Here is an 8,869-nt window from a genome sequence, read left to right as displayed (position 1 = left end):
TTCTTCACCTTTTCGTTGTATATAAAAGGTAATAGTGGCTGACCTATTAGTTATTTGTGTAATTTTAAGGCTCCTTAGAACAATACAATTTCCATTTTTCACCCTATACCCTTGAGTATGAAGCGATTTTTACTGTTGTTTGTTTTTTTATTGGCCCATACATTGCTCTTCGGGCAAAGTTTTGACGCAAAATTCAGCTATGATAAGATGGTGGGTTGTGGCCCTATGACGGTTAATTTTCAGGACCAGTCTACAAGCCCATACCCAATAATGTCGTGGCGATGGGTTTTTGGTGATGGGGACAGCTCCAGGTTGCAAAACCCTGTGCATGTATACACGCAGCCGGGAAAATATACCGTTTCCCTTGCTATCCTGGATAATAAGGGAAATTATACCCTTAGCGAATTGACCGGATTTACGGTGGTAACCCCCGGGCTGGATATTGGAAAGAACTATCTGGTATGTACATCATTTGATCCCAACAATAAAGTAACAATTAAGAATAAGCTGGCGCCCGTCAATGACCCTTCCTTTGGTAGTTATCGCTGGTCTACAGGCGACACTACTGCTAGTATCAGCGTAAATACACAAGGAACTTATCATGTAATTTATAATGTATGCGGCCAAACTTTATGGGATTCTACAAACGTTTATTCATCAGGTAGCCCTATACAATTAGCGGTGGCTTCAGATGGCTGGTCAAATACTGATGCCTATTCAGTAGCTCTTTTACCAACAATACCATTTAACAGGGAAGTTATCAACGGGATCTACATCAACTGGGGAGATGGGCAAACCGGTTATTGGAATACTCCCAGTGTACTAATGAATCCTACTATCAACTTTACGCATCAGTATTACAATCCACGGAGCTCTTACCAGATAACTTTTTCAACATCCATGAAAGAGCCTAACGGTTATTGTGATACATCTGCTACTTACGATCTGACAGTAAGACCTACTGTATTGGTAAAACCTGTGTGGAGTGGTAAAGATACTATTATCAATAAGGGCGATACCTTAACACTGAATGCCGGTAATACGGATATTAGTGCCAGGTATATTTGGTATACATCCGGTTGGAATGTCACCGGTGATAATACTAATATTTTGAAAATCACCCAGGCTGGTGAATATGCAGTACGGATCTCGAAAGTGGGAGATATAAGGATGGATACTATCCGGGTACAGGTAAGAGAGCCATCGCTTACCAAGCCTCAAGCCCACATCGGTTTTGTCAAAAGGACCTGTAACAATATATGGCTTGCTGACAGTAGTACGGTGACAGGTGCGCAAATTACTAAGCGATATTGGACATTTGGAGATGCCAGTGATGCAGATACCGCACATAATGTGCAACATATTTATGGCCAAAACGGTAGTTATAGCGTACAGTTGATCGTAACCAACAATTTGGGAGAAAACGATACTGCTAGTTATATTGTTACTATGACTGCGAATCCGGACGCTAAGCTGGGGCCGGATACTACCATACAGCAAGGAAGCATAGTGCTTGGCACCGAAAACTCAGAGGGACTTGGTTTTACATACCGCTGGTCTACTGGTGATACTACCCGGACTATTACCGTATCCCATGGAGATACATATTGGGTAGAAGTATCTTCATGTGATGTAGCAGTATCAGATACTATTGTAATCTCCTATACAGATACCTTCCCTCGCCCCACCGCCTCCTTCACTCCCGATAAGCAACAATGCACTACCGTACGCTTCACAGATCAAAGCACCACCGCTGCCGGCACCATCATCACCAGCCGTCAATGGAGCTTTGGTGATAATACTACCGACACTGCGCAAAACCCGCTGCATACCTATAGCCAGCGTGGTGAATATACCGTTAGCCTGGTGATAGTGAACAGTGCTGGAAAACGGGATACCGCCACCACCAAGCTTTACTTTGCACCATTGCTTGTAGACCTGGGTGCAGATACCACCCTGGCGGCCGCCGGCGACAGCCTGCTGCTGGATGCGCGCAAGCCGGACAATTCCGGCGATGCTTACCTGTGGTCTACCGGCAGCACCCAGCCTGTTATTGTAGTGTATACATCCGGCAGCTACTGGGTAAAAGTTACTTCCTGTGGCACTACAGTTACAGATACCATTGCGGTAACCATACCGGGTGAGCCGCCGGCCAGTAGCGGATTGCTGGCAGGTTTTGGATTCCTGCAAACAGGTTGCCGCACCTACCGGTTTACAGATACCAGCAAAATAACAGCCGGCAGCATCAGCCATTGGGCATGGCAGTTCGGAGATAATACTACCGACACGCTGCCCAATCCTGTTCATACCTATAGCCAGCCGGGAAACTATATTGTTACCCTGGTAGTGACGGATAACAGCGGCAAGCAGGATACGGCCATTAAGCTTATTGTAAATACCGCAATAGCCGTGAACCTGGGTCAGGATATTGATACCCTGCGCCCCGGCGGTTCCATACGCCTGTCAGCGCCTTACCCGGCAGGAAGCCACTACAGCTTCCATTGGTCTACCGGCGATACTACTGCCGCTATTACCATAACACAACCCGGCACCTATGCACTACGGGTTTCAGACTGGTGGTGCGGTACCAGCGCAGCAGACACCATCAATATCAGCTACGCTAGCCCGGCCGGTATAGATGCTGCCATTGGCATACAGGGCCGCAACTGTACCAGCGTGCACTTCCTGGATGAAAGCACGGCGCTGCAACCCATTGTAAAATGGGAATGGTCTTTTGGCGATGGCACAACCGATACCACGCAAAGCCCTCAGCACCTGTTTGCTGCAGATGGGCAATACCTGGTAACACTGGTAGTGACCGACAGCCAGGGTGCTACGGATACTGCTACCCGCAATGTTGAGCTGATTAATAAACCTAACCTGGAGCTGGGCACAGATATAATCCTTCACCCGGGCGATACCGTGATGCTGGGTGCTGATTTCCCAAATACCACCCGTACATGGTCTACCGGTGAAACCAGCCCTGTTATTGCCATCACCACGCCGGGCACTTACAGTGTAACCGTGTATTATTGTAACGGATCTGTATCGGATACGATTCACGTCTATGCCGATAGTATCCCGGCTAAGCTGGAAGCTAAATTTGCCGCCGATAAATTACAGTGCACTACGGTGAAGTTCACCAACCAAAGCACTACATCTGCAGGCACCACCATCATCAGCCGTCAATGGAGCTTTGGCGATAACACAACAGATACAGCACAGAGCCCCGTTCATACTTACAGCCAGCGTGGTACTTATACCGTTAGCCTGCTGATAGTGAACAGCGCGGGCCAGCGCGATACTGCATTCACGACCATTTACTTTGCACCAGTGCTTGTAAACCTGGGTGCAGACACCACACTTGCCGCCGGCAGCAGCCTGCTGCTGGATGCACGCAAGCCGAATAACTCCGGCGGCACTTACCTGTGGTCTACCGGTGCTACTACGCCCACTATTACGGTAACACAGGCCGGTACTTACTGGGTAAAAGTAAGCGCTTGTAATACGGTGGTAACAGATACCATCCGCATAACACAGCCCGTTGAACCCGAAAACCCGGCCAGCGTTGGCAACACTACTACTGTTAATGCGAACGACAGCCTTGCCGTAACTGCCAGCTTCGATCATTCATTCAACAGCAATAACGTATTCACCATTCAGCTGCTACAGGGCGCCAATACCGGCGGTAAAAAGGCCGGTGAGCTGGATGGAGCGGTAACTAACCTTGCAACTATACCGGGTACTGATCCGCGTATATCCGTAAAGGTTAGCATACCGGATACCATTCCCTGCGGACAGGATTACCGGGTAAGGATAGTGAGCAGCTCCCCGGCAGATACTACCGACTGGTCATCAAAGTTTGCAGTAGTAAATACGCCGGTGGCTACTTTACAGCAACGGGGCGATAGCCTGTTTGCAGGCAAAGCGCTCACCTACCAATGGTACTTTAACGGCGCAGCCTTAACCGGCGCCACCACGGCAGCCATCCGCGCAAAAGCCAACGGGCAGTATTATGTAATTGTAAGCAATGGCGGTACCTGCCGCAGCACTTCCCCCACGGTTAATATGGTGATCACCGCAGTACCGGATATAACGGTAGGAGAGAACGTTGTACGCGCCTTCCCGAACCCTACAGCCGGCCTGGTATATGTACGCTTTGAAAAACCACTGTTAAAACCGGTGGATCTTATTGTACATGATGCAAAAGGTAACACCCTGTACCGCAGGCAGGTAAAGGACCAGCTTACGGAAATAGACCTGGGTACCTTACCCAAAGGCATCTACTACCTGGAAGTGGCCGGTTACGGCAAACAAAAAGCTATGCGCATTATATTGCAGTAAGCACATACATGAATTTTGAAAGGTGAAAAGCACCCCGCTTTTCACCTTTCTTTTTTTGTCCGGCCTTCTTACCGCTTCCTACTTTTCCTTTATATTTGAATGTTCAAGCCAAACAATCTTATGTTATGAAAGAAGTATTTATAGTATCCACGGTTCGTACACCCATCGGGGCATTAAGCGGCGCACTGGCAGCCGTACCGGCTACGCAGCTGGGCGCCACCGTTATAAAAGCAGCCCTGGAAAGAGCCGGTATTGCCGCCACAGAGGTAAATGAAGTATATATGGGCAATGTGATCAGCGCCAATGTGGGCCAGGCCCCTGCCAACCAGGCCAGCATTTATGCCGGCATTCCTACCAATGTGCCCTGCACCACCGTAAATAAAGTATGCGCCTCCGGTATGAAAGCCATTATGCTGGGCGCGCAAAGCATTATGCTGGGAGATAATGATGTAGTGATAGCCGGCGGTATGGAAAGTATGAGCAACATTCCTTATTACCTGGATAAAGCCCGCCCAGGCTATCGCCTGGGCCATGGCGCTGTAATAGATGGTATTCTCCGGGATGGCCTCTGGGATCCCTACAAGGATTTTCATATGGGCAATGCCGCTGAGATCTGCGCATCAGAATACAAGATCACCCGTGAAGACCAGGATGCCTATGCTGCCAGCAGCTACAAACGAGCCGCAGCAGCATATGAAAAAGGATATTTCAAAAATGAGATCATCCCCGTGGAAGTGCCCGGCAAACAGGTAGTGACCGTTACGGAAGATGAGGATTACAAAAAGGTGAACTTTGACAAGATCCCCACACTGAAACCCACTTTCCAGAAAGACGGAACGGTAACCGCGGCCAATGCCTCCAACATCAATGACGGTGCAGCCGCAGTGGTATTGGTAAGCGGCGAAAAGCTGAAGGAGCTGGGATTAAAGCCCCTGGCTAAGATCATCAGCTTTGCAGATGCTTCCCAGGCCCCGGAATGGTTCACCACTACGCCGGTAAAGGCCATTAACAGGGCGCTTGCCAAAGCACAGCTGAAAATATCCGATATGGATTATGCAGAGATCAATGAAGCATTTTCCTGCGTGGCCATTGCCAACCAGAAAGACCTGGGATTAGACCCGGAGAAGCTGAATGTATGGGGTGGGGCCGTATCCCTGGGCCATCCTATTGGCTGCAGCGGCGCCCGTATTGTGGTAACGCTCAATTCCATCCTGCACCAGCACGGCGGCCGTTATGGCGTAGCCGGGATCTGTAACGGCGGAGGCGGCGCCAGCGCTATTATTATTGAGAAAGTATAAGCACGGCTATACGAAACGCATAAACTAAAAGAGGCTGTATCAAAAATAAAAGAAGGGCCTGAGAATCGCTTAAACGACGACCTACCTCCACCAGGTACCCGAGTAAAAAGATGCTGCATCATACTTTGATACAGCATCTTTTTATATCGGTGTTTATTAAGATCATACAAACATCTTATCCGGCTTATTACCAATCTTCACTTCCAGGTCATTCCAACAGTATTGTCCTATTTCTTATCTCTTAATCCCCATCTTCATTCCATCTTAATTCCATCCCTGTATCCTACCTCATACCTCATTCTGCATCCGCTTCCATCATCCTACCTCCCTTTACTGCAGTGCGATCGTGGTATCAAACCGCATCTTACTCCTGTCAAATGCCAGTATGCTGATCTTCACGCTATCCCCGTTCTTTTGCGCCGTTTGCAGCGCCTGCAGGGAGTAGTTCTTGGATACCACATCCGGTGTGGTTTTTTCAAAGAACCAATATTTATCTGCTACCATGTTGTAGGTGGGGTAGCGCGATAAAATGCCCATATCGCGGGTTTCCAGGGTGTAATCATCGTCAATAGGGTAGCGGCGCACATTACCATCAAACAGCAGGGCTACGCCCGCCATAATGGTTAAAATGCGCAAAGGCGGCAGCAGCAACCCAAACAGCAGCAAAAAGGGAAATCCGAAAAAACAGGCCAGGTACAGCCATTTGCCACTGGCATCCTGGGGCGTTAAGCCATACAGGATCACGCCGGAGCCGGCATACAGCGAAAGGAACACACGCTCGGTGAAAGCGCCTTTGAAGCCATAGCCATTCAGCATCATTAACACGCAAAGCACGGAAAAGAACAGTAAAACCAGGTGCACATACCATAAAAGGCGTACGGCATCCGGCGATTTTACCTTCTTTATTCTGCAGGAAATGGCCGTTAGAAAACTCAGGGATAGGATGGTAACGGTGATCATAGGACAGGTAATACGTTACAATATATTAATAATTTTATATATTTTATTAATATTTAAATAAATAAGCCTTCCTGAAATCCTTTGCATTTTCGCCAACAAACGATAATTTTGCCCCTGCCTTTTTAGGAAAGGACTTTAAATCTTTCAAATCATTATACCAATAGCATGCGTCAGATAGCTTTCAGACAAGCCTTAAGAGAAGCCCTCCAGGAAGAAATGCGCCGGGACGAGCGCGTATTCCTGATGGGAGAGGAAGTAGCCGAATACAATGGTGCCTATAAAGTTAGCCAGGGAATGCTGGATGAATTTGGGGCCAAAAGGGTAATTGATACCCCGATTGCAGAATTAGGCTTTGCTGCCATTGGCGTTGGCGCTGCACAGAACGGCCTTCGTCCTGTAGTGGAATTTATGACCTGGAACTTTGCCGTACTGGCCCTGGACCAGATCCTGAACACCGCTTCCAAAATGCTGGCCATGAGCGGCGGACAGGTAGGCTGCCCCATCGTTTTCCGCGGACCTAACGGTTCTGCCGGTCAGCTGGGCGCCCAGCACTCCACTGCTTTTGAAAGCTATTATGCCAACATCCCCGGTTTAAAAGTAGTATCCGTTTCCAACCCATATGATGCCAAAGGTTTGCTGAAAGCCGCTATCCGCGACGATGATCCGGTGGTTTTCATGGAAAGTGAAGTAATGTATGGCGAGCTGGGCGACGTACCCGAAGAAGAATATATTATTCCCATCGGCAAAGCCGATGTTAAACGCGCCGGTAAGGACGTAACCATCGTTTCTTTCAACAAAATGATGAAAGTAGCCCTGGGCGCCGCAGAAGAGCTGGCCAAAGAAGGTATTGAGGCCGAAGTGATCGACCTGCGTACCATCCGCCCGCTGGACTGGTTCACCATCCTGGAATCTGTAAAGAAAACCAACCGCCTGGTGATCGTGGAAGAGCAATGGCCTTTCTCCAGCATCTCTTCTGAAATTACCTACCGTATTCAGAAAGAGGGTTTTGATTACCTGGATGCTCCCATCCGCCGTATCACTGCTCCGGATGCACCTATGCACTACGCACCCAACCTGGTAAAGCTGTACATGCCTGATATTGAGCGTACCGTGAAGCTGGTGAAGGAAGTGATGTATATGAAGAAATAGCTGAAAGCGCAAAGCAGAAAGCGTAAAGCTTAATGCTCAGAACATATTAAAACGCAAAAAGCCGGTTGTATAACACAACCGGCTTTTTGCTTTATGCTTTGAGCTTTCTGCTTAAGAACCAAACAGGTCACTCGACAAGTACCTGTCACCGCGGTCGCAAATAATACAAACGATCACACCCCGCTCTAATTCCTTAGATAAGCGTACTGCTGCAGATACTGCACCGCCGCTGCTCATGCCGCAGAAAATGGCTTCTTCCTTTGCCAGGCGCCGTGTCATTTCCCGGGCTTCGTCCTCAGAGATATCCATGGTGCGGTCTACCCGCTCTTTTTCAAATATTTTCGGCAGATAAGCCTCCGGCCACTTGCGGATGCCCGGTATCCGGGAGCCTTCAGTGGGCTGGCAGCCTACGATCTGCACCTGCGGGTTCTGCTCCTTCAGGTAGCGGGATACGCCCATAATAGTGCCCGTAGTGCCCATTGCGCTCACAAAATGTGTAACCTCACCCTGCGTATCGCGCCATATTTCCGGGCCGGTAGTGCGGTAGTGCATACCGTAATTATCCGGGTTGGCAAACTGGTTCAGCATATGATAACCGCCTTTGGCCACCTGCGCATGCGCATAGTCAATAGAGCCTTCCATGGAATCCTCTTTGCGGGTTAAAACCACTTTTGCACCAAAGGCTTCCATGATCAGCACCCGCTCGCGGGTAGCATCTTCCGGCATTACCAGCTCTATTTCCACCCCGAACAGGGCAGAGATCATAGCCAGTGCAATACCGGTATTACCGCTGGTAGCCTCGATCAGTTTCATGCCGGGCTTTAGCTCGCCCCGGTCCAGCGCGCCTTTGATCATACCATAGGCAGCCCGGTCTTTTACGCTGCCGCCGGGGTTATTCCCTTCCAGCTTGGCATAAATAGTAACATTAGGGTTTGCCGTTATTTTTTTCAGTGCAACAATAGGTGTATTGCCTACCTGGTCAAGAATTGAATGCATCAGTTATTTTGATTTACGATTTCAGATTTACGATTTTAGATTTGGATTGAGGCGACTTTTCAAAATCGCGCCAGGAAATCTAAAATCGTAAATCTAAAATCTAAAATTAATTAAATGGCCTC

5 protein-coding genes are annotated in these 8,869 nt (G+C 48.7%); 3 read left to right on the top strand and 2 right to left on the bottom strand.

Annotation, left to right across the window (positions count from 1 at the left end; translation table 11 throughout):
• Positions 1-117: 117 nt before the first annotated feature.
• Entirely contained in the window at positions 118-4,344 is a 4,227-nt protein-coding gene (locus tag VIM87_RS17830; RefSeq protein WP_331998309.1) for a PKD domain-containing protein, read from the top strand.
• A 125-nt stretch (positions 4,345-4,469) separates the two neighbouring features.
• Positions 4,470-5,642, top strand: coding sequence for an acetyl-CoA C-acyltransferase (locus VIM87_RS17825; protein ID WP_331998308.1), 1,173 nt, complete (start codon positions 4,470-4,472; stop codon positions 5,640-5,642).
• A gap of 330 nt (positions 5,643-5,972) precedes the next feature.
• Here the strand turns inward: VIM87_RS17825 and VIM87_RS17820 are convergent, their stop codons facing one another.
• Entirely contained in the window at positions 5,973-6,602 is a 630-nt protein-coding gene (locus VIM87_RS17820; RefSeq protein ID WP_331998307.1) for a hypothetical protein, read from the bottom strand.
• 165 nt (positions 6,603-6,767) lie between these two features.
• On the opposite strand from VIM87_RS17820, the gene VIM87_RS17815 reads away from it, so the two are divergent.
• The gene (locus VIM87_RS17815) at positions 6,768-7,751 is read left to right on the top strand and encodes a pyruvate dehydrogenase complex E1 component subunit beta (RefSeq protein WP_089913107.1); all 984 of its coding nucleotides are present in this window, start codon (positions 6,768-6,770) and stop codon (positions 7,749-7,751) included.
• Between the two features lie 111 nt (positions 7,752-7,862).
• Here VIM87_RS17815 and cysM read toward each other — a convergent pair whose 3' ends face one another.
• Positions 7,863-8,747: a cysteine synthase CysM gene (cysM, locus tag VIM87_RS17810; protein WP_331998306.1), complete on the bottom strand. Its 885-nt coding sequence runs from the start codon at positions 8,745-8,747 to the stop codon at positions 7,863-7,865.
• Positions 8,748-8,869: the final 122 nt, after the last annotated feature.

The sequence above is a fragment of the Chitinophaga sp. genome, from assembly GCF_036569125.1.
Classification (GTDB): domain Bacteria; phylum Bacteroidota; class Bacteroidia; order Chitinophagales; family Chitinophagaceae; genus Chitinophaga.
The sequence above is the reverse complement of the archived record's forward strand: the minus strand, read 5'-3'. Positions and strand labels throughout refer to the sequence as shown.

What these genes read in the sequence shown, in the direction of transcription:
- VIM87_RS17830 (WP_331998309.1), top strand. Translation starts at nt 118, where the DNA reads ATGAAGCGATTTTTACTGTTGTTTGTTTTTTTATTGGCCCATACATTG.
- VIM87_RS17825 (WP_331998308.1), top strand. Translation starts at nt 4,470, where the DNA reads ATGAAAGAAGTATTTATAGTATCCACGGTTCGTACACCCATCGGGGCA.
- VIM87_RS17820 (WP_331998307.1), bottom strand. Translation starts at nt 6,602, where the DNA reads ATGATCACCGTTACCATCCTATCCCTGAGTTTTCTAACGGCCATTTCC.
- VIM87_RS17815 (WP_089913107.1), top strand. Translation starts at nt 6,768, where the DNA reads ATGCGTCAGATAGCTTTCAGACAAGCCTTAAGAGAAGCCCTCCAGGAA.
- cysM (WP_331998306.1), bottom strand. Translation starts at nt 8,747, where the DNA reads ATGCATTCAATTCTTGACCAGGTAGGCAATACACCTATTGTTGCACTG.